Raw genomic sequence first — 20,355 nt, 5'->3', positions numbered from 1 at the left:
CGGAAATCCCACACTCAGTCAGCAAAACACGGTGCCTTGCGCCCGTACAACAAACCTAAGCCACAGCCAAAGGAAGCAAGCCTGAACAAAAGAACGCCCGCTCGTTTGAGCGGGCGTCTGTCATCTTGAAAAAGCGATGCACTATTCAGCAATCTTCTTGCGAAGCGCGAAAGCAACCACGCCGGCGCCTGCAATCGCAGCAACCGTCACGCCCGCAACGGCGTTCATGTTAGCGCCAGTCTGGGGAGAGGTGGCGCTGGTATCGACACCAGCGGAGCCGGTCGCAGTGCTCTCATCAATAACAACGGAGAAGATGGAAAGCTTGTCAACGGTGATGGTAATGGTGCCATCAGCCGCAACCTTGGCCTGCTGGGTCTCGGTGGACCCATCACCATGCTGGATGTAGATGGTTGCATCCGCACCAGCATACTGAGCACCAACGCTGAACACGAAGGTCAGCTCGGTGAAGGAAATGCTGTCGTCAGCGGTAACCTCGAAAGAAGCGACCGGAGTAACGCCGGAGGGAACGTTGGAAGCCCGAACGCTGGACGGCTCGACATGGATGAATCCGTTGCCGGAAACGTCGCCCTTCACAGTGAGGGCAACGCCGTTTGAGCCGGTAACCGTGGTGCCGGCCGGGCTATTGAACTGAGCTGCAAATGCCATAGCGGGCAAGCTCATTGCCAGCACTGCAGCACAGAACAAAGCTGCGAGTTTCTTTTTCATGTTATTCCTTCCCATTTTTTAGCAAACGCATATAGCGCCGCTAGTTCCGAATCCAAAATATCGTTTTTTAATATTTTACCGCAAAAACAAGCAAGCTATTTCCATAATGTCATAAATTAACATTTGAAAAGCAGGGAACGTGACGACCTCACGGCAACCGAGCCACAAGTATACGCCGTTGCTCCCGAAACGTTTCTGATTGGACCATAATGACAACAAGGCACTGCATCGAGGGGCTCTCTCCTTTCGATAGGTGCTACAACCTTTAAAGAATAGCCTCTCCACCTACGGCCCGGTGTCCGCACTCCGGGCCGTAGGTGGAGAGGCTATTCTGTTTTTCTTGAGGCTATATTTCAAGTAGTCCCACACACGTATCGCCCTCTTAAGACCAGAATTTCCCTTAATGCAATCTACGCCTCCGTTTTGCGATACGTAGCTCGAAAGGTACGACCGCAGTTCTTCGGTATCTATTTCGTCCTCCGAAAGCACTGCCAGTCTCTCAAAGCCTTACTGAATCCGAACGCCGACACCAAACCTGCAACCGAAGCCTCCTCCAGCCTCCTTCTCCAACCCGGAGCCGCCAATATCCGGCCCGCATCGAAACAACTATCCAAAGTTATATGGAAATCGATTTGTCTCCTAAGCCTCTCATCCAGAATGATAGATTCACTTTCATTCAAGCATTTGAACATTGACATACCGCCAATGTTGCTCGTAAGAAGCTTGGACAAGTCTTCAGTAACAACAAGAAGACAATCGAGTCCTAGGTCGTCAAGCAATGCGTCTTTGTATAGTTCTTCAGCTGACGGCTTCTTGTCAAACCCCTCATTGAGAGGACTGAAGCCAATGACGATTCTGACATCGTCATCAAGTTTGTCGAGATTCGAAAACCCACTAACGGCAACAGCAGACGAAAGGCCTATATGCGATGCAATTCCGTATACGGACTTCTTTAATACTCGAATAACCTTCGAATCGTACATCGTTCTTGATTACGCAATCGGCCTTCAAACACGGGAACAAAGTCATTCGTCACAACCTTGCCCATCGCCACCTCCTCCTTCCCAAGAATAAACGTTGTCTCAGAAACCTCGGAGCAATCACCATACTGGATGAACACAAATCCATTGACAAGAGACGAGAGTTTGCCCCTCCCACACACTTCGCTATTGATGACAGGATTTCTTTTATACTGCTATCTCTAATCGAATCGCCTAGAAAAACTGATTGCGTGCCGATTGTTGGTGTAAGCGCTCCGAACGCGACGTTCCGGCTTTGGAAAGGAAAACGGCCTTCGCCTAGAATCCATAACGACCAAGAAATGGATTCTAAAGAAAGGCGAAGACCGCAATGGACGCTCTACAACAAGTCGCGGCGGAGATGGAAGACGGCGCCCTCGATACGCAGAAGCTCGTCAGGGCCCTGCCGGAATCGGCGTTGAACGCGATCATGGACGAGCAGGCCGACATGGCCTGCGAGGGCGGCGCGAACAGCCGCAACGGCTACCGCGAGCGCGGGCTGCTCACTCCGGCCGGAAGGATAACGCCGCGCATACCGAAGCAGCGCTGCGGCACGTACTTCCCCGACGGGATACTGGAGCGCTACAGCCGCGTCGACAAGGCGGTGGCGCGGCCGTGGCCGAAATGTACGCCACGGGCGTGTCGACGCGCAAAATCGAGCGCGTGGCGGCAAGGCTCGGCATCGACAGGCTTTCCGCCTCGCAGGTAAGCCGCATATGCGAGCGGCTCGACGCCGAGGTGGCCGAGCTGCGCTCGCGCGAGTTCGGCGTCCCGATGCCGTACCTGCCCCTCGACGCCACATACGTGAAGTGCCGGCGCGACAACCGCGCGCGGTCGACGGCGCCGGTCGCCGCGATAGCGGTCGGAGCCGACGGCGTCAGGCGCGTCGTGGGGCTTTCCGCCATCGACACCGAGACCTACGCCGGGTAGCTCGGATTCTGTCGCGACCTGCGCAAACGCGGGGTCTCCAGCGTCAGGTGCGTGACCAGCGACGCCCACGAGGGGCTGCGCCGCGCGATAGCCGAGTGCTTCCCGAGCGCCGCGTGGCAGCGCCGCATCGTGCACCTGGAGCGCAACGCGTGCTCGCTGCTCGGGTCGAAGCGCCGCCGCAAGGCGGCCGGGAAGATCATGCAGGCGGTGTTCGCCGAATCCGAGCCCGCCTCGGTGCGCGCGGCCTACCATGCGGCGACCGACGCGATCGGGGGCTTCTCCGGGGAGGCGGCCGAATTACTCGGGGAGGCCGAGGCCGACGCGCTGGCCTATCTAGACTTTCCCGCCGAGCACCGCCGCCGCATACGCACGAACAACGCGCAGGAGCGGACGAACCGCGAGATAAAGCGGCGCACGCGCGCCGCGCAGGTGCTCCCGAGCATGGAGCCTATGATTCGCCCGGTGGGCGCGGTCATGGCCGAGGCGGACGAGGACTGGTCGGTGCGCCGCTGCATGGCGACGATGGACGCGCTGGAAACCCCGCTGCCGCCCGAGCCGCCGATCGACGACGAGACCAGGTCGAGGGCCGAGCGGCTGGTGCTGGTGGCCATGGAGACGGCCGGCATAGGCCCGAAAGCGGCCTAGCCGTGCTATGATGCGCGTATCCTAGGCGAAGGCCCGAATCCATCCGGGCCGGAAATGCCGTTCGCTCGGGCCGCCTTCGGCGGCTTCTCGCTGGAACGGCTTACACCAACATCCGCGACACTACCGAACGCGCTGCTATCAGAGCACTAGAATCCAAACGCATTCCGTGGGCATCGATATGCCAAACTTCCACTTGGATGTAGTGCCCTTAGTCAGGGACGAAGAAGCCCTTCTATACATTGGCTCCTGCAGCGATGGGAGAACGACACGACGCGCACCGCCAGCATGCCCCGAGCACCAAACTCAATCATGCTAGGAAGCGGCCACGTCCAAGCCGATCGCGATGCTCGACGAGAAGGCCGACCAGCTCGTCGGCACCGGACCCTACGAACGCACCGACGAAAGGGCAGCATACCGCCTCAGCCACTACGAGCGCGGCTTCGCCACGACTTCTGGCCAGGTCACGCTCAAGATACCGAAGCTCAAGGGGATAAGGTTCGGCACGGCGGTTATCGAGCGCTACAAAAGGCGCGGGATCAGCGTGGAGGCCATCATCGAAATGTACCTGGCCGAGGTACCCACTCGGAGCATCGAGGGCGTTAGAGAAATCATGTGGGGCTCGGCCATATCGGCCGACACGGCATCCAACCTCAACGATAAGGCGTTCAAATCGGCCTACGAGTAGCAGTGATGGTGACGAGCGGCGTGAACGAGGACGGATGCCGCGAGGTCGTCGGCTGCGCCGAGGGCTTCGCGAAATCCAGGGAATGCTGGCGAGGGCTTCTTGTCGTGGCTTAAATCGCGAGGGCCGCGCGGCGTCCGGATGGCCATCGGCGACAAGGCTGCCAGCATGGTCAACTCAATCGCCGAGGTGTTCCCCGGAGCGAAATACCAGCGCCGCACCGTGCGCTTCTACCGCAACGCCCTCGCCAAGACGCCGAAGCGGCCGCGGGGCCCGGCGATGTTCATGACCATCTACGCCATGGAATCGCACGAAGCGGCGAAGGTCAAGGCGGAATCCGTAGCCAGCGAGCTCGAGACGACGAGGTTCAAGGAAGCGGCGAGGTGGTTCGCGAGGACTTTGTCGAGACGCTGACGTACTGCGAGATGCCGCGCGAGCATTGGCGGCGCATCCGCACGAACAGTGCGATTGAACTGCTCAACAGGGAAATCCAGCAGCGCACCTGCATGGTCGGCACGCTCCCCGACGGAAAGTCGACCCTGATGCTGGTTACCGCCCGCCTGAAATACATCATCGATAGCGATGAGGCTCCCGCCGCCACCTGGACGCGTCTCTTCTCAAGGAGTAGCTGTACCGGCGGCTAGCCGAAAGCTCGCAACGGTATCGACGACACCGAATTCTAGACGACAGCGATTTTCTCCCTTCTGTCGGAGCCATTCGCTTGTTGCTTTTCCTGGCGCCAACAATAGCAGCATGACCAGCCAATCAGGCAAGCTTCTTCTTGAACGCGCAAACACTGAGACACTTACCGCAACGCACGCAAACAACCTCGTCAATCATAGGGTACAAAAAACCGTAGCGATTCGGAATCATGCTGATGGCACCTTTTGGACAGACGGCGTAGCAGGCACTGCATCCGCAGCACTCCGAATCATTGGAGAACAAGACGGGGACCCTCTTTTCCGTCATCTGCCGAACACCCCTTTCAGAAACCTCTTGACAGCCCTCTTAGCGAGCCATTTTTTGGATGATAGCAATGTAGATCGGCGATACTCGTCCTCCAGCACGCCGATACCCTCCTCCTTCCAGCGCTCGAACACAACATCGCGCGATTCAGGTCGCGGGGAGGGGTGCATGAGCTGATCATTTCCGCACACTGCCTCCTCCAGTGGACGCTCAGCCCACGAAGTCTCGCTCTTTATGTAGGGGATGAGCGTTTCCGCCTTCGCCGTGTTCGCGATGACGACGGAAATTCCACGGCGGGCATCGAGACCCGAACCACCAACATCAATTCCCCAAAAGTCGCCGATGGTGAAGTCGCCAGGGCGCTCGCCGCCGGCATAAGGGCACCTGTAACAGCTCTCGCGATACACATCCCCAGCAAGGAAGCGCCTGTAGTAATACGAAATCTTAGGCGAAAATGGTACATTTTTTTCAATTCCGGCATGGAGAATCGTTGCACCACCACCACAGCCCCAGCCTTCACGTTTGTCGCGGAAGCGAAGCGAAAGCAGCCGGTCGGAGAACTCTTCCCCCATACAGTCAACGAAGAACGCCTGGCTAGGCACCCCGTGACAAACGATATCCACAGTGAGCAGCCCATCCTGCGGGCCACCGAGAAACGCGAGCAGCCCGTCCACCTGACATGGCGTCCCACTGAACAGGACCTCACGCCCTGCCCTGAGATCGCACCCGACGCTTGCAATTGCATCGCCCATATCGCTTTGAACGTATTTGGAACCGCGCATCGCCGAAAGCCCGTCAAGGTTCTCTGCCCGCACGCAGCCGACATGGAGCCCATCATCGAAAGCGTGACCATACACAACGCCATCGAGATCGAAAATCCTTCGCGCAAGGACTGAAAAGGCTCCGCCCGAGGATGAGAGCATGAGCTCATCGCCATCGGAATCAATCGCAGCGAGACATGTCCTACAAGATTGAGAAGCGTTATCTGCCATTCTGCCCCACCTCGACACAAGTCCCAAATGCACCGTCAAGAAACGCCTTCGCCTCTTTCGCGAACTTCTCCTTACTTGCACGCACCGCATTCCAATCAATTACCGCATCGGCAATGGCCATAGGATCGCGTCCATCGGCGGCTCGCCTATCGGCGAGCGCAAAGTCCCCGAGCACATCTTTAAGACGCACCGAAAACTTAGGCGGATCGAACACAATCACAGGACACTCGAACAGGAGCGAGAAGCAAGTGCCGTGGAAAGAATCTGTCACCACGTACGAGGCATCGCGAAACAATGCGACCCACTCTTCAGGCTTGGGAAGACAAACGCCCTCCAACCCCTCTGGCGCGCGCTTCAGAGGGTTGAACGTCACAATGCGAGCACGCATCCTCTCGCGCTCGGCGAGCTCCCGGGCAAATGCGCACATACCGGGATTGGCGTTGAGCATGTAAACAAGCACATAACCGTCCGCCGCGGCAGGAACACCCACCGAGAGCTCGCGCCAAAGCTCCGACCGACAGAGCAGAACGGGATCCTTGAGGGCCGTGCCGCTAAGCCCCATTTCCTCCAGAATCGCAACGCTTGAGCTCTCACGAACCGAGATAGCGTCAAACTGCGAGAGCAGTGGCTTCGTGAGCGCAACTTCCTCGGCGCTCAGGCTAGGGCGCCCGAAACTCGCCGAGAAAGCCACCTTCTTATAATCCTCAGGTACGTTCTTGAGGAAATAAACGGGGTCGATGCCATAGTTGCACTCGATGTTCCACGTTTGATCGCTGCCCACGCAATACACGGCATTCGAATCAAACCCTTCACCGCGAGCAAGATACGGCGCCGACGAGCACAGCTCAAGCTCGCGCTCGACAAAGGAGCGAAACAGCGTCGATGACTTATGCCTAACCGGCGCATTCGCAACGAGACGAGCAAGTCTCTCGGGCACGTTTCGATTGGTGTTGTCCATGTACGACTTTATCCAGCCCTTAGTTGTCCAATGCGGCCGACAATAGTCTATGAAAACGGGACGGCCGTAGCGCTCGAGGACATCGCGAGTTGCAACCGCCTGCAGCACGGTCCCATAGTTATGCGAGTCGATTACGGTCGACACGTAGATGTCTTGCTTCAGGGCTGGATTCATCAACCTTTGAACTCCTTAACCTTTGTGACAATTTTTTTGCGGAATACGACGGCCACGACGATGGCGATGCCGAATACGACGTAACGAACGATGGGGTGCGGATAGAGAAGTGGCAGGACAAGAGAAATCGCAGTAAAGATGAGGGCGAGCCCCCACACGGCGGCGCCGTTGAGGACAGCAGAGCCAACCTCTACACGCACGACCTTTTGAGAAAAAACGTAGTGAGCAGCGCCGAGCGCCACATAGCACGCCAAGGTTGTATAGCCCGCAGCACGATAACCAAACAAAGGGATAAACACGGCGTTGAGGGCGACATTAAGCACTGCAGCGAGCACGGAAGCGACGGTGGCAAGGCCAGTCTTCTCGTAATAAAACTCAATGTTTGAGCAGTACGAATACATGAACATGAAGAACACGCTCGCGGCGATGACGGGAACAAGTGCCATCGCCTCGCTATACTCCCCAGGAGCCAGGATAGCGACGACTTCCGGGGCCAAGATATCAACAACGAGCACAATCAAAGCCAAACCCCCAAGAACCGCAATGCTCGTTTTGCTGATTCTCCTAAGCTCTTTAGCAGCCAAAGTGCGGTAGAGCCATGGGACGACAGTCGAATTCAGGGAATTTGTGAGCAACGTCATAATCATCCCCGCCGAGTAGGCGATGCTGTAGATGCCCGCATCGGATGCGGCGCACATGTTCGCAATCATAATGCGATCGCTGGAGCTTAGCACCACTTGCGAGAGGTAGTGAGGAAGCAAGGGGATGTTAAACAGGAGGGTGAACTTCCAATATTCCCATTTAAACAGGCACTTGCTGCGTTTAAGCATGCATCCGCCAAGGACTATTGCAAAGGCCGCCTCGACAAGTACAAAAGACAGAACTCGAGCGAGAACTTTGTCACTAGCCATCACAACAAATAGGATGCCGAGCGCGGGAACCGTAATAGAAAGAACCAGAGAAGCCGGAACGAGTTTCCGATATTCATAGTCGAATTTCATTCTGGACACCCAAATATCGTAGATGCCCTTAACAATTACCTCGACGAACAATAGAGATGCGAGTATAAGCGGCATACCCGTAAGGGCCACGACGTTGTCGGACAGGGCGTAGCAAAGCGCAATCCAGAGTACGCCAAGAGCAAGAACCAAGCCAACTACGGAAGTCGTATAGCCTTCGCGATCATCTTTGAAGCGCATCATACCGTTGTTGAAGCCGCCGTATGTGACGCCAAGGGTGGCCACGTACATAGCGACCATTTCCCAGCTCTGGTAAACACTCACGGAACCATAGTCCGCGGTGCTCAGCAAGCGAGTGAAGATAGGGACCGTGATAAAAGAAAGCCCGCGTTGCAGGAAACTGCACAAGGTTATCCAAAGAGTTGCCTTCTTAACCTTGGAGAGCCCGCCGTATCTCTCCTTCGCGCTCTTGGCCAATCTGCTTATCTTTACCGCCACCAAACCACCACTAACACCAAATGACTAATCATCTAAGCATGCCCTCAAGGTGCTCGATGAAATCCTCATACGATTCAAACTCAGGCTTATGCTGCATAAACCGCTCGTAGCTCATGCCGCGAGTTCCGCGCAAGGCCATAGTCGCCTCGAAAGACGGGTCGCTGAGCACGCCTGTATCCCTCGACTCGAACAACCAAAAGAACTCGCTGAAAATGCATTTCGGAGGAACCACCCCCCGCTTACCTTCAAGCGAGTTGCGCCGCCAGCAATCGTACAAATCCGCCGCCTCGGAGACTTGGGCGGCACGGCGCTTCTCCAAATAAGAGTCGATGTCGCACACCACGCGCTGCGGATTTCCTACTACGACGCAGTTGTCCGGCACGTCCTTGTTGATAAGCGAATTGGCGCCAATCACAACGTTATCGCCGATGGTCACGCCCTTGAGGATGGTCGAGTGCATGCCGATGAATACGTTGTCGCCGATCTTCACGCGTCCTGCACTGCCTAGAACATCACCGTACATACCTTTGAAGACACTCCAATCATAGCCATGTGTAAGGATGGTGACGCCAGTTGTAATCGATACGTTATTCCCAATTTCAATCATCCAAGGTCGCGTCTGGTCAATGACGCAGTAATTGGGCGAATAAATAACGGTATTGTCGCCAATGGTCATGCCCAGGGAACGCAGGTACGCAACATAATCCGATGAAGAGGCCTTAGGCCCCAATATCGATTTCTTCAGCATGTGTTTAAGCCCCATGCTTCCCATTCCTTCCTTTAGCCAAGCAAAGCGCCAGGCCAATCATCTTATATTTCATACATACGAAGAAAACTGCTTGCTTAACAGGCAGTCTCCAAAACGGGAACGATTTGCAGGCAGAGACAAAAACTTGCCTGCCAAGGGCATCATCAGCAAGTCTTCTTTTCTCGCAATCCGATAAAGATGCCGAGGCTATGAGAATCAAGATTCCTCTCGTGTAATCGATTATCCTTCTATCCGCCCTCTTGAAACACTCGCCTTGAAAGATAGCAGGCTCATTTCCGCACTCTTCTAACAGGGTTTCAAAAAATACGAAAAAGGAATCAATGGTTGAAACTCGAAACGTTTTAGTAATGGAGTCCTGATCGTCCTTGCGATAGCAATACGGAGCACCATCTAACGCAGCAACGCAATCGGCTGCCTTGCAGATATCCGTGTTAAAGAGTATGTCTTCACTTCTTATCGCGCGAAATCTAATTCCATTATCCTCGATAAGCTGGCGACTATATAAATTCGGACATGCCGACACAGGAACGGGATCTTCCCTGAGCTTATTCGGAAGCGCACCGTAAAATGATCTCCGAAGCTCAAATATTTCCTTATCGCCATAAAGGGTCCTTCCAGCAAAAGGATGGCTAGACCACTTTTGGGAATTCCCATGCACAACACGCTTCAGATTCGAAAAAACGACTTGCGCTTTGGTCTCCTTTGCCGCGCGATAAAGCCGCTCGTACATGTCTTCCTCGACCCAGTCGTCGGAATCGACAAAGCCGACATATTCTCCTGTCGCCACCGCTAGCCCACTGTTCCTTGCCGGTCCTAATCCACCGTTATCCCTATGAACAACCTTCACACGCTCGTCAAGTCGCGCATACTGCTCTGCAATCTCACCGCAGGCATCTGGGGATCCATCGTCCACTAAAAGAATCTCGATATTATTTATCGTCTGCTTTAAAAGGCTATCGACACAGTATCGAAGATACCTCTCGGTGTTGTACATTGGAACGATTACGCTTACCACCGGTTTATTGCTCATATACATCTAACCCCTACGCATCTCGGAAACAATGAATAGCCCAACGCAAAGCGAAAGCGCCCAAAGAACGGCTGGATAAGTAACCGCTGTATTGTTATACATGCAATTAATCAAGAAAAGAATGCACATTGCAATGGAAAAACCGCCACTGGTGGCAAAGCCCTTTCGAACAATATCCCCCCTGCGAGCAATCAACATGATGCCTAAAAGCGCAACTGGCATCACGAATAAGACGGTGCCAATATAGCCCAATTGAATAAAGACCATTGCGGAAGTGAGAAAATGATAGTTGAGCCACCCATACAAGCTAAAGAAGGGCGAGCAGAAGAAGGACATCGATGATTGGCTGGCGCTTCCAAACCCAAACCCAAACATCATCGTGAATAAATCTCCATTGAAAAACTGCTCGCTTATCTGAGAAAAGGCATTGAGACGAGAAATGCCATAGCCTGTCTCTATATTCGAATTATCCGCCTCCGTCATAAGCGCATCAAAATCAACCAATGTTTCGTATTGAAGCGGGTTTATTGCTGCAAAAACAGACAGTGCCACAGCAATGAGGAGAACGATTGCTGCCACTGAGACGATTGTTTTGCGCGAGACGCGTGCATACAGGATAGATATGGCCACAATGAGGGCAAATTCCACGAAGAAGAACTTCAACTCGGCAACGGCGGCAATTAGCAATGCCGACAAAACAGTCAGCAGCAGCCCCGAAAGCCGCCCCTCTTTAGCAAGATAGAGGTTAAGCCCCCATGCCACCACAATACAGAGGTACACGTTGAGAATTCCGTTGCAACCTCTTTCGACTCCGAAGATACCGCCGATATTATCTTGGAAAAGCCCTAATACGTAATACTGTATCAAAACGAAGATGACGTTTGGCACCTGCATTTTGTAGACGAACCACATGAAAGCCCTAATATAGTCTTTGTCCCAAAAAATACGAAAGAGATAAATCCAGACGAACAAGCGACTGAAGGATATCGCTTGCCAGATTATGTATTGTGGCGCAATAGTATTTATGATTCCCGACAAAGGAGCTATAACCGCAAATAAGGCGACAGGCACGTTGAAAAACGGCTCATTGCCGACGCGTTTCCCGATAAGACGAGCATTCGAGAGAAGGATGCAGAGGTTGACGATATCAAAAACATAAGTGAAAGCACTTGGGATTAGACCAATATTCGAGAGGAAATTAACAACAAACAACAGCACAAACTCGATTGCCAAGAAATCCGCCATGTTGAACCTATGCACAAGTATGGCGCCCAAACCAGAGGTAGAAAGCCCTCTATTCTCATGCATTTGTTTAGGAGTCATTGGGTAAGACATTTATCTGCAACCTGTAATCGAATCGAAAAGAAATTCCTCTTTATTCCGCAGCAATTGCGCAGCGCTATCCGCAAACGACATCGAGTACCTCCCGTTTCCATGTCGCGACGTCGTAATTAACACGGTCCTCATAGCTGTTTCGCTTCAGCCGCGCAAGCAAACCACGGTCCTCGATGACGCTACGCATCGCCTCAACAAGAGAGCCGACATTGCGGGGTCTAACTATCAACCCGTCAACACCATTGCCGACGCATTCCGGGTTGAACCCAGCGTCGCTCACGATGTTGGCCACGCCAGCAAACTTGCACTCAATGTTGGAGCCGCTCATGCCCTCGCGCCACGAGGACGAGGACACGGCAGCATCATACATGTTCAGCTCGCCACACACGTCACCCGTCGCGGCGTCGAAAGCGCCCTTGTACGTCATGTTCGGAACGTCGCTCAAAAGACGCTCAAACTCATTCTGAAAGCCATCGACGACCGTTCCGTACACGGCGATGTCAAACTTGTCAGCAAGGCCCTCCGAGTTGAGCGTCCTCGCGGCTGCCGCTAACGTATCAATGCCCTTCTCGGGCCGCACCTGGGCGAAGTATACGAAGTGCACCGTGTCGCCTACGGCGCGCGGCGCGCGCGCCCTGCCCCCCTTTCGGAAGTTGGGCAAGTAGCGAGAGTTGCGGCACCCCACGGTCTCAAAATCCGCCATCAGCGAGCGGCTCTCAGCAAAAATGCACCGGGCGGCTTGATATTTCCAGACTTGCCCCGGATTCTCCCCAAGGTAATCGGCCAGCTCGCGTCCCATCATGAACACGGTCACATTGCCCAAGAACTCGCGCCCCCTGAGCTTCGCGATGATACCCAGCATCGTGCTCTGGCGCGAGTTGCTACCGATTCCAAGCGCTATCCTGTCTGCACCCCGGACCGCCCTAGCAAGCGCGATGGCCAAGCTAGGAAGCGCAATCGGTCTGCGCTTGAAGTCGTACAGGTCAAAGGTCTTCGCGTCACACGAAGAGAAGATCTCGTCGCGAAGCAGCGAGTCCTTGACAGTCACGCCACCGTACGGTGGCGGAAACTCCCCTATAAATAGTAGTTTATTGCTCAATGTCCAACCTCTGTATCAGGAGGGTTCTTTTGCCCCTCGGGGTGAGCTGTAAGGCGTCCACGCGTCTCAGCTCGCACTTCATGTTGCCCATAAACTTTGATCCGAGGCTACGCAGAAGCGCATCTTTCTCCGTATCATCCAGCTCGCTAGTAGCTATATAGTCCATACGCAGCCTACCGGGCTCATCCTGTACGAACTGGAACGAAAGAAGACTCGAGGCGCTCTCGCCGAGGTCACACAGCGATGCAGTGCTGATGTGCTCCCCGTTTCTTCCCACAACAGGGACATTTCTATGACCCCTAATCGCGTAGCCTCCAGCGCGGGGCTCAACGGCGTCGTCGATTGTGTAGCGAAGAAGCGGCATACGCCTGTTGATGAAGCCAGTGCCGACAATATGCCCGTCGACAATCTCCGTGAGACCGTACAGCCTGTTGAACTTGTACACGGGCGTATTGCCGTCCCATTCCACCTGTTCGCCAAACACCGTCCTCTCGGTGGAGCCGTATGATATCCTCACCGGGCAACCAAACGCCTCCTCGAGCTGGCGCAGCTGATAGGAATGGACGTTTTCCGACTGCAGAAACACGCCCTTGGGCTTCTTACGCAGCCTCACACCGGTCTGGATCAGCAGCTGTGCGAAAAAACTCACCGATGAAGTCAACCCGCGCAGATAGTCAGGCGCAAACGCATCAATCCTACGCACGGCCTCCTCGAGGTTCCCCTCGTTGAGCAGCTTGGTGTTGCACCTAACCATGCGGTAGAGCGGGCTAGTAGTGACGAGAGTCGAGCCGTCACCTCCAAAGTAGGCAAGCTTACTTCTGCGGAAGTCGTACCCCAACGTCCCATAGAAATGCATCGCAAAGGCGTTCTCGCGGTAGAAGCACTCGTCGGAATTCATAACGACGAGACGCCGACCCGTCGACCCACCCGTCTCGGCCGCATACGAGCCTTCACCGGGAATAGGCACGCTTATCTCATCATAGTTCATGAGCACCTGCTCCTTATCGAGCAGGGGCAGCGTGGCAAACGAATCGAAATTAACCGTCTCAGGACAGACGCCCGCCTCGTCGAACCTCCTCTTGTAGAAGGGGCTCGTGGCGTAGCAGTACGCACACAGGTCGCGCAGCTTGCCGAGCTGAAGCTCGGCAAGCTGGTCCTCGCTCATAACCTCGGAGGCCTCCAGCTCGCGCATCTGGGACAGGAACGTCTTGTTGCCCACAAGGCCGCGATGGATTGGCGCCGCGAGGACGTCCTTCGCGACCTCGGGCATCTTCTCGTACATCTTCTTGAGCTTATTGGTGTCCATTTAACCTGCTTCACTATCGCGTATGATAAAAATACCTGTGGTCAGTGACTCATTAACAGAGACGGAGAGCTCGACGCCCGTAGCGTTCATACCGTAGTCGGGCGAGTACTCAAACTCCCCCGACTCCAGGGACCCCCCCGCCTCGATGCGCACCACGACCCCGGACTGCAGGCGGAATTCAGCGACGCCGCCGTCGACTTCGACCCCCGCAGAAGGAAGGTGCCAAAAAACCGCAGCTGCCTCCCCACCTTTCACCTCGTCAGTCACAACGGCCTTCGCGCCCTGGACCTTCACCGTGCGGCGCACGCGCACAGGCGAGTAGCCGTCATGCTCGGCCGACATGATAACGCGGCCTTCACATTCCTCGAACGCAAATCCCGAGACGTTCGCCTTGCGCCCCCACAGGAACGGGCCGAGCGCCTCGGACTGGTCCCTGCCGCCCACGCACATCGTATTATGGACGCATGTAGAGCGGAACTTATCTCGCATCCTACGGTCACCATTGTAGATAAAGGTGCCAGGATCGATAAGCACGGGCTCACCGTCGACATACAGCTGAACGCTCAGCGCGTCGGCATGCCCATGGGCCGCAAGCCGACCGAAGCCAAGCGGGCCGTGGTCGAATGCGAGCACACCATGTCCTTCGTCGAAGCGGACTATGGTCACCCCGCCATCAGGAAAGCTCTCAACGGATGCGTTTTGAGCAAGCGGGAGAGCATTGGCGGATTGGAGCCTCCGCTTGCCGCACAACCAGCCGACTGTCTCGCAGCAGCGAACGTCCTCCACCCAGCGGTAATCCGATTCGAGCTCCAAAGTGACCAGCGCAAGAACGTAGTCCGGGTAGCAGGGCTTCTCGGGCCCGAGACAAAGGATGACGCCCTCGTCGTCGTCGCCGAACCCGACGTACTTGCCGCTGCCGACGCTGCATGCGCGTGCATAGCGCGCCATGGAGTGCAGACGCTCAACGAGAGACGCCGGCAGAGCCTTCCCGATCGTTCGCAGCACGTGCGAAACCAGACAGAGCGCCTCCATGACGAACAGCTGGTAGTGCAGCGCCTGTTCCTTGTTCACGCCATCTAGATAGGTCTGATGGGCAACTTCCGATTCAAGCAGCGCCAAAGCTTCGTCGAGCCACTCGTGCTCGCCGAACACCGTGGCCGCGACAGCAACGCCAGCCGCCTCAACGATTGTGTGGTTGTTCGCCGAGGAATGGCGGGAGTAGTGCTGCCGCACATGCGCGGCCATAACCCATGCGCCGACGCACAGGCGCCTCCTCAGCCCATCGGTGGCTTCATCGCCAGCGGCTTCGAGAAACGCAGCCGTCACGAGCCAGTTTATGAGCCTGATGGACTCCTCCATAGGGCTAGCCCACTCGGGACCCCACATGAAGGGGTTTTGTTCGCTCCAATCATCGAACAAGTCGGAAAGCTCGAAAAAAAAATCATCCGTGCCCGTAACGAAGTAGGACTTCGCCAGGAGGGCAAACTGACGGTGCCTGTTTAACTCCCAGTTGGTGCGGATGTCACCAGGCGCGCCCTCGTCGCCGAAGGCGTAGTCCGCCGCAAAGCGCATCGGCCAGTCGCCGGGAGACTGAAACGCGGCGTGCCAGCGCTTCCGATATTCGGAATACCGGTACCCGCCCAAAAGCTCTATGTCCGCCCCAACGCTGAACTCGCCATTCGTGAAATCGATGCCGAGTCGCGAGAGATTCGCCTTTGGCACGCGTCCGTAGGCGTCGACAGCATAAACAGGCTCCATCTTGGAGAAAGCCCGGCGCTCATGCACGGAAAGGCGCTTCTGACCGAAGCGCCACGCAACCTCTCCCGCGCTCATGGCCCGGAGTCTCTGGATGTACCAAGAAAGTCCCACTAGGCGCCCATCCTCCCGCACAGCGCATCCGCGATGCGTTCGCTGGCGTGCCCGTCACCGTAAGGGTTCGACGCATGGGACATAGCCGCATACTCGACCTCGTCGGAGATCAGGCGGCTAAACTCGCAATAGATCGTTTCCTCCTCGGTTCCGACGAGCTTCAGGGTGCCAGCAGCCACGCCCTCGGGGCGCTCGGTGGTGTCACGCATCACCAGAACCGGCTTGCCCAGGCTCGGGGCCTCCTCTTGGATGCCACCCGAGTCCGTAAGAACGAGATGACTCGCCGCCAGAAAGTTGTGAAAGTCCAGCACCTCCAGCGGGTCGATGATGCGCAGCCTATCGAAGCCGTCAAGCTCCTCATGAGCTGCTTTCCTCACGAGTGGGTTCATGTGTATGGGGTAGATGGCCTTGGTGTCGGGGTGCTCCTCCATAACCTTTCGTATTGCCCTGAACATCCTGTGCATGGGCTCGCCCAGGTTCTCGCGTCGGTGCGCCGTAATCAGGATGAGACGACTGCCCTTCGCCCACTCCAGCTCGGGGTTGCTATAGCCGTCGCGCACCGTAGTGTGCAACGCGTCGATGCCAGTGTTGCCGGTTACCCAAATTCTGTCGGCGGGCTTGCCCTCCTCGAGCAAATTCTGCTTGCTGGCTTCCGTAGGCGCGAAATAGTATTCGGTGACAATGTCCACAGCCTGGCGATTGAACTCCTCGGGCCATGGGCTGTATATGTCATGCGTACGCAGACCCGCCTCCACGTGGCCCACCGGGATATGCAGGTAGAAACAAGCAAGAGCGGCCGCGAAGCTCGTGGTCGTGTCACCATGGACCAGCACCACGTCAGGTTTCTCCTCCTCGATAACCTCCCTTATCTTCAGCAGCACATTGCACGTCACATCGAACAGCGTTTGACCGGGCTTCATGATGGCCAGGTCGTGATCAGGCACCACGCTGAACACGCGCAGAACTTGGTCCAACATCTCACGGTGCTGGCCCGTCACAGTGACAACGGTCTCGAACTCGCTTGGGCGCGCCTTCAGCTCATTCACGAGCGGGCACATCTTGATGGCCTCCGGGCGCGTCCCGAAGACGAGCATGACCTTCTTCAAACTTTTGCTCCTTGTAAACTATATCGTCGCTTTCGTATCAGGATCCAGCGTCTTGATAACCCTAGCGGGTGCCCCGACGGCCACGCTATTGGCAGGAATGTCCTTGTTGACCACCGAGTTCGCCCCGATGATGACGTTGTCGCCAATATGAATCGGCCCGATGATTACGGCACCCACGCCCACCTGCACGTTATCGCCCAGGACGGGAACCTCATACAGACCAGACGTCCCACCAATGGTGACGTTCTGGGAGATGTGGCAGTTTTCGCCGATGACGCAGCGCTTGTGGATAACCATGCCAAGCGCCTGGTATCCGAGAATCGTGCCTTTACCGATCTGCGCCTGATAAGGCACGACTCCAAAAAAATGATTCTTATACCCGCCTTGATAATCATCGGCAGCACCGGCACATGGTGCAGATACAGCCATCGGGATGCCGCATACCACTTGTAAACGTTCACGAGTAGCCCCTACAGCTTGTAGACGTTCTCACCGTCACCACACACGTTGCGCGGGTCGATGAGGATGCGGTCGCCGAACACTTCGGGCTTGCCCTTGATCTGGGAATGACCCACCATCACTATCACCATCTCCAGGCCGTCCAGGAACTCCTCCATGGAGTGCACCTGGCCCGGAACCTCGTCGCGCTCGACCCACGGGTCGTACACCTTCACGACGCCACCGCACAGGTGCTCCTCCATGGACTCAAGCATCTGCAGCGTCGGGCTCTCGCGCACGTCGTCAACGTCCTCCTTGTAGACCAGGCCGTAGATGCCCACCTTGGAGGCATCCTTGATCCCACGCTCGGCCATAACCTCGTGGGCACGATGCAGCACATACTCAGGCATGCCCGCGTTGGTCTGAAGCGCCAGACGGATGAAGTTTGCCGTTTCGGGGTAGTCGCCCACCAGGAACCATGGGTCGACGGGGATGCAGTGGCCACCCACGCCGGGGCCAGGCTGCAGAATGTTCACGCGCGGGTGCTTGTTGGAGATGCGAATGACCTCCGCCACGTCCATGCCGCCGATACGGCAGATCTTGGCAAGCTCGTTGGAGAATGCGATGTTAATTGCGCGGAAGGTGTTCTCGACGACTTTGGTCATCTCAGCGGTACGGATGTCGGTCACACTGATTTCGCCCTGACAGAAGGTTGCGTAAATCTTAGCAACCTCCTCGCCCACCTCGGGGTCGTCCGCACCAACCGTACGGTTGTTGTGCAGCAGCTCGTAAACCATGTTTCCGGGGATGATGCGCTCCGGGGCGTGCACGAGCTTAACATCTTCACGTTCAGCCTCAATGAGCAGCGGGCGCACGAAGCGATCCACCGTGTTGGGCGAGATGGTCGACTCGATCACGAGCACGGCGCCCTTCGGGGCGACCTCGAGCACCGTCTTGCAAGCGGCGATCACATAGCAGGGGTCGATCTTCTTGTCCAGCTTGTCGTAGGGCGTCGGCACGCTCACGATGTAGGTGTCGCACACCTGATACTCGGTCGTGAACTTGATGCCCGACTCCAGCGCCTCAGCAAACAGCTCGTCCAGGCCATCCTCCTTGAAAGTGGTGTGGCCAGCGTTCAGCGTAGCCACCAGCTTCTCGTTGTAGTCGGTGCCCACGACCTCCACGCCGTGCGTGGCCATCATGAGCGCAGTGGGCAATCCGATGTAGCCGAGGCCAATGACGTTAACCATTTCTCTATTCGCCTTTCTTCGCGAGTTTGTACTTATACGTGAGGGCCACGAACTTGACGTTGCCCACGATGTAGCGCTTCCAGAGCCTTCCGGGCTCCTGTATGAACCGATAGAACCATTCCAGGCCGTGGTCTTGCATCCACTTCGGCGCGCGATCGGTAACGCCCGCCACCACGTCGAAGCTGCCGCCCACGCCCATCACGAAGGGAATTCTAATTTTGTCCAGGTACCTGTGCACCCAGTACTCCTTCTTGGGGGAGCTGAAGGCCACGAACATCATGTCCGCGCCCGAAGCCGCCATGTCAGCCACAATTTGAGGTTCATCGACCTCGGTGAAGTAACCGTTGCGACAGCCGACGATTCGAATACTCGGATAGCACTCCTCAAAGATTGCTTTAACCTTGGTGACAACCTCTTCTTTAGCACCGAAGAGATAGACGCCGTAGCCTTTCTGATCGGCAACCTCCATCAAACGCTGAAAAAGGTCTATGCCAGTCACGCGTTCTTTCAGCGGAACGCCCAACTTCTTAGCGGCCCACACGATAGAGGCGCCATCGGCGTTGATGAGCGGGCAGGCGTTCACGATTTCGGCCAGTTCCGGATCGGCCTCCATCAGGTTCACCTTCGAAGCGTTCACCACCACATGTTGGGTGGGCACGCCGGCAGCAATAACCTTCTCCACCTCGGCAACCGTCTCGTCAAGCGAGAGAGCGTTAACGTATGTGTTGAGAATCGGATAGCGCCTGGGTGCTGTTATATTTTTTTGAGAATTCAACAATTGCCTAACTTCCCTGAGCCGTAAGAACTACCCCCACGGTCTGAACGATCAACTTCAAATCACTCCATGCGGAGCACTTCTTGATGTAAAGCAGGTCAAGGTCGACCCACTCGTCGAATGTGATGGAGTCACGGTTGCGCCGCGTCTGCCAATAGCAGGTGAGGCCGGGCTTGACCAGCAACCTTTGGCGCTGGTAGTCGTCGTAGGTTGCGACCTCAGCCGGCAATGCGGGACGCGGGCCCACGATGCTCATATCCGAGCGCAGGACATTGATGAACTGGGGCAACTCGTCGAGCGACAGCTTGCGCAGCCACTTGCCCACGCGGGTGATACGCGGGTCCTCGGCGATCTTGAACACCGGGCCGGTCTTCTCGTTGAGCTCCCTGAGCTCAACGAGCTTGTCTTCGGCATCCACGCACATGCTACGGAACTTCAGCATCCGGAAGGTTCTACCGTCCTTGCCAACTCGCTCCTGACTGAAGAACACGGGGCCCTTCGGATCGTCGACTTTGATGAGAATCGCGATAATGGCGAACAACCAGCAAAACACAACGAGCACCACCGCACTGAAAACGATGTCGAACGCACGCTTAAGAAAGCGGTACGCCACCCTGCCCTCGATGCCGGTAACCGGCACATTCCCAAGCTCCTCCTTGAGGCGCCTGGCGCGCTCGGAGCTTTCAGTTGAACCCCCGCCGCCATTGATGTCATACGCGAAGCCGCTGCGCACAGTTTTGCGCTCCAAGGCACTGTTATTCGCCGTCGCTCGCCTGACTTCGTCTGACGGCGAATCCCAAATGTCGGACCTTGCCTGCCCGGACTCGCA

Annotated in this window: 18 protein-coding genes and 2 pseudogenes; 3 read left to right on the top strand and 17 right to left on the bottom strand. The window is 56.1% G+C overall.

Features of this window, described 5'->3' with window-relative positions; translation table 11 throughout:
- Positions 1–141: 141 nt before the first annotated feature.
- Complete coding sequence (locus HMPREF9451_RS02735) at positions 142–726, bottom strand: hypothetical protein (protein WP_009138772.1); 585 nt, start codon at positions 724–726, stop codon at positions 142–144.
- A gap of 467 nt (positions 727–1,193) precedes the next feature.
- Positions 1,194–1,709: a hypothetical protein gene (locus HMPREF9451_RS02730; protein WP_009138771.1), complete on the bottom strand. Its 516-nt coding sequence runs from the start codon at positions 1,707–1,709 to the stop codon at positions 1,194–1,196.
- A gap of 367 nt (positions 1,710–2,076) precedes the next feature.
- On the opposite strand from HMPREF9451_RS02730, the pseudogene HMPREF9451_RS10060 reads away from it, so the two are divergent.
- The 3 genes and pseudogenes from HMPREF9451_RS10060 (at position 2,077) to HMPREF9451_RS10230 (ending at position 4,646) form a co-directional block, all read left to right on the top strand.
- A pseudogene (locus HMPREF9451_RS10060) lies at positions 2,077–3,320 on the top strand (IS256 family transposase).
- Positions 3,321–3,663: 343 nt separating this feature from the next.
- Entirely contained in the window at positions 3,664–4,005 is a 342-nt protein-coding gene (locus tag HMPREF9451_RS09345) for a transposase (protein ID WP_009138768.1), read from the top strand.
- A gap of 138 nt (positions 4,006–4,143) precedes the next feature.
- Positions 4,144–4,646, top strand: a pseudogene (locus tag HMPREF9451_RS10230) (transposase).
- A 121-nt stretch (positions 4,647–4,767) separates the two neighbouring features.
- Here the strand turns inward: HMPREF9451_RS10230 and HMPREF9451_RS02715 are convergent.
- The 15 genes from HMPREF9451_RS02715 to HMPREF9451_RS02645 all read right to left on the bottom strand — a co-directional run bounded on the left by HMPREF9451_RS02715 (position 4,768) and on the right by HMPREF9451_RS02645 (position 20,274).
- Positions 4,768–4,971 (bottom strand): 4Fe-4S dicluster domain-containing protein, encoded by a 204-nt coding sequence (locus HMPREF9451_RS02715; RefSeq protein ID WP_009138764.1) that lies wholly within the window; start codon positions 4,969–4,971, stop codon positions 4,768–4,770.
- Positions 4,968–5,960: a Coenzyme F420 hydrogenase/dehydrogenase, beta subunit C-terminal domain gene (locus tag HMPREF9451_RS02710; RefSeq protein ID WP_009138763.1), complete on the bottom strand. Its 993-nt coding sequence runs from the start codon at positions 5,958–5,960 to the stop codon at positions 4,968–4,970. The genes HMPREF9451_RS02715 and HMPREF9451_RS02710 overlap by 4 nt, the downstream gene beginning before the upstream one ends.
- The gene (locus HMPREF9451_RS02705; RefSeq protein WP_009138762.1) at positions 5,950–7,092 is read right to left on the bottom strand and encodes a polysaccharide pyruvyl transferase family protein; all 1,143 of its coding nucleotides are present in this window, start codon (positions 7,090–7,092) and stop codon (positions 5,950–5,952) included. Before HMPREF9451_RS02705 ends, HMPREF9451_RS02710 begins: the two co-directional genes overlap by 11 nt.
- Complete coding sequence (locus tag HMPREF9451_RS02700) at positions 7,092–8,528, bottom strand: lipopolysaccharide biosynthesis protein (RefSeq protein WP_040625976.1); 1,437 nt, start codon at positions 8,526–8,528, stop codon at positions 7,092–7,094. The genes HMPREF9451_RS02705 and HMPREF9451_RS02700 overlap by 1 nt, the downstream gene beginning before the upstream one ends.
- A 49-nt stretch (positions 8,529–8,577) precedes the next feature.
- Positions 8,578–9,312 carry an acyltransferase gene (locus tag HMPREF9451_RS02695; protein ID WP_009138760.1) on the bottom strand — a complete coding sequence of 245 codons (735 nt, stop codon included), beginning with the start codon at positions 9,310–9,312 and terminating at the stop codon, positions 8,578–8,580.
- Positions 9,302–10,348: a glycosyltransferase gene (locus HMPREF9451_RS02690; protein ID WP_040626365.1), complete on the bottom strand. Its 1,047-nt coding sequence runs from the start codon at positions 10,346–10,348 to the stop codon at positions 9,302–9,304. The genes HMPREF9451_RS02695 and HMPREF9451_RS02690 overlap by 11 nt, the downstream gene beginning before the upstream one ends.
- A gap of 6 nt (positions 10,349–10,354) precedes the next feature.
- Entirely contained in the window at positions 10,355–11,593 is a 1,239-nt protein-coding gene (locus HMPREF9451_RS02685; protein ID WP_148508481.1) for a hypothetical protein, read from the bottom strand.
- A 154-nt stretch (positions 11,594–11,747) separates the two neighbouring features.
- The gene (locus HMPREF9451_RS02680; RefSeq protein WP_148508479.1) at positions 11,748–12,731 is read right to left on the bottom strand and encodes a glycosyltransferase; all 984 of its coding nucleotides are present in this window, start codon (positions 12,729–12,731) and stop codon (positions 11,748–11,750) included.
- Between the two features lie 40 nt (positions 12,732–12,771).
- On the bottom strand, positions 12,772–14,088 hold the full coding sequence (locus HMPREF9451_RS02675) for a phenylacetate--CoA ligase family protein (RefSeq protein ID WP_009138756.1): 1,317 nt from the start codon (positions 14,086–14,088) through the stop codon (positions 12,772–12,774).
- Complete coding sequence (locus HMPREF9451_RS02670) at positions 14,089–15,957, bottom strand: heparinase II/III family protein (protein ID WP_148508477.1); 1,869 nt, start codon at positions 15,955–15,957, stop codon at positions 14,089–14,091.
- Positions 15,957–17,063: a non-hydrolyzing UDP-N-acetylglucosamine 2-epimerase gene (gene wecB, locus HMPREF9451_RS02665; RefSeq protein WP_009138754.1), complete on the bottom strand. Its 1,107-nt coding sequence runs from the start codon at positions 17,061–17,063 to the stop codon at positions 15,957–15,959. Before wecB ends, HMPREF9451_RS02670 begins: the two co-directional genes overlap by 1 nt.
- A gap of 18 nt (positions 17,064–17,081) precedes the next feature.
- Positions 17,082–17,492: a serine O-acetyltransferase gene (locus tag HMPREF9451_RS02660; protein WP_009138753.1), complete on the bottom strand. Its 411-nt coding sequence runs from the start codon at positions 17,490–17,492 to the stop codon at positions 17,082–17,084.
- A 41-nt stretch (positions 17,493–17,533) separates the two neighbouring features.
- A complete protein-coding gene (locus HMPREF9451_RS02655; RefSeq protein ID WP_009138752.1) occupies positions 17,534–18,751 on the bottom strand; it encodes a nucleotide sugar dehydrogenase in 1,218 nt (405 codons plus the stop codon).
- A gap of 4 nt (positions 18,752–18,755) precedes the next feature.
- Positions 18,756–19,526, bottom strand: a complete 771-nt coding sequence (locus HMPREF9451_RS02650; RefSeq protein ID WP_232204088.1) for a WecB/TagA/CpsF family glycosyltransferase — start codon at positions 19,524–19,526, stop codon at positions 18,756–18,758.
- Positions 19,527–19,533: 7 nt separating this feature from the next.
- Positions 19,534–20,274, bottom strand: coding sequence for a sugar transferase (locus tag HMPREF9451_RS02645; RefSeq protein ID WP_232204087.1), 741 nt, complete (start codon positions 20,272–20,274; stop codon positions 19,534–19,536).
- Positions 20,275–20,355 lie beyond the last annotated feature (81 nt).

The sequence above is a fragment of the Slackia piriformis YIT 12062 genome (assembly GCF_000296445.1).
GTDB lineage: Bacteria > Actinomycetota > Coriobacteriia > Coriobacteriales > Eggerthellaceae > Slackia > Slackia piriformis.
This window is presented reverse-complemented; position numbering and strand designations above follow the sequence as displayed.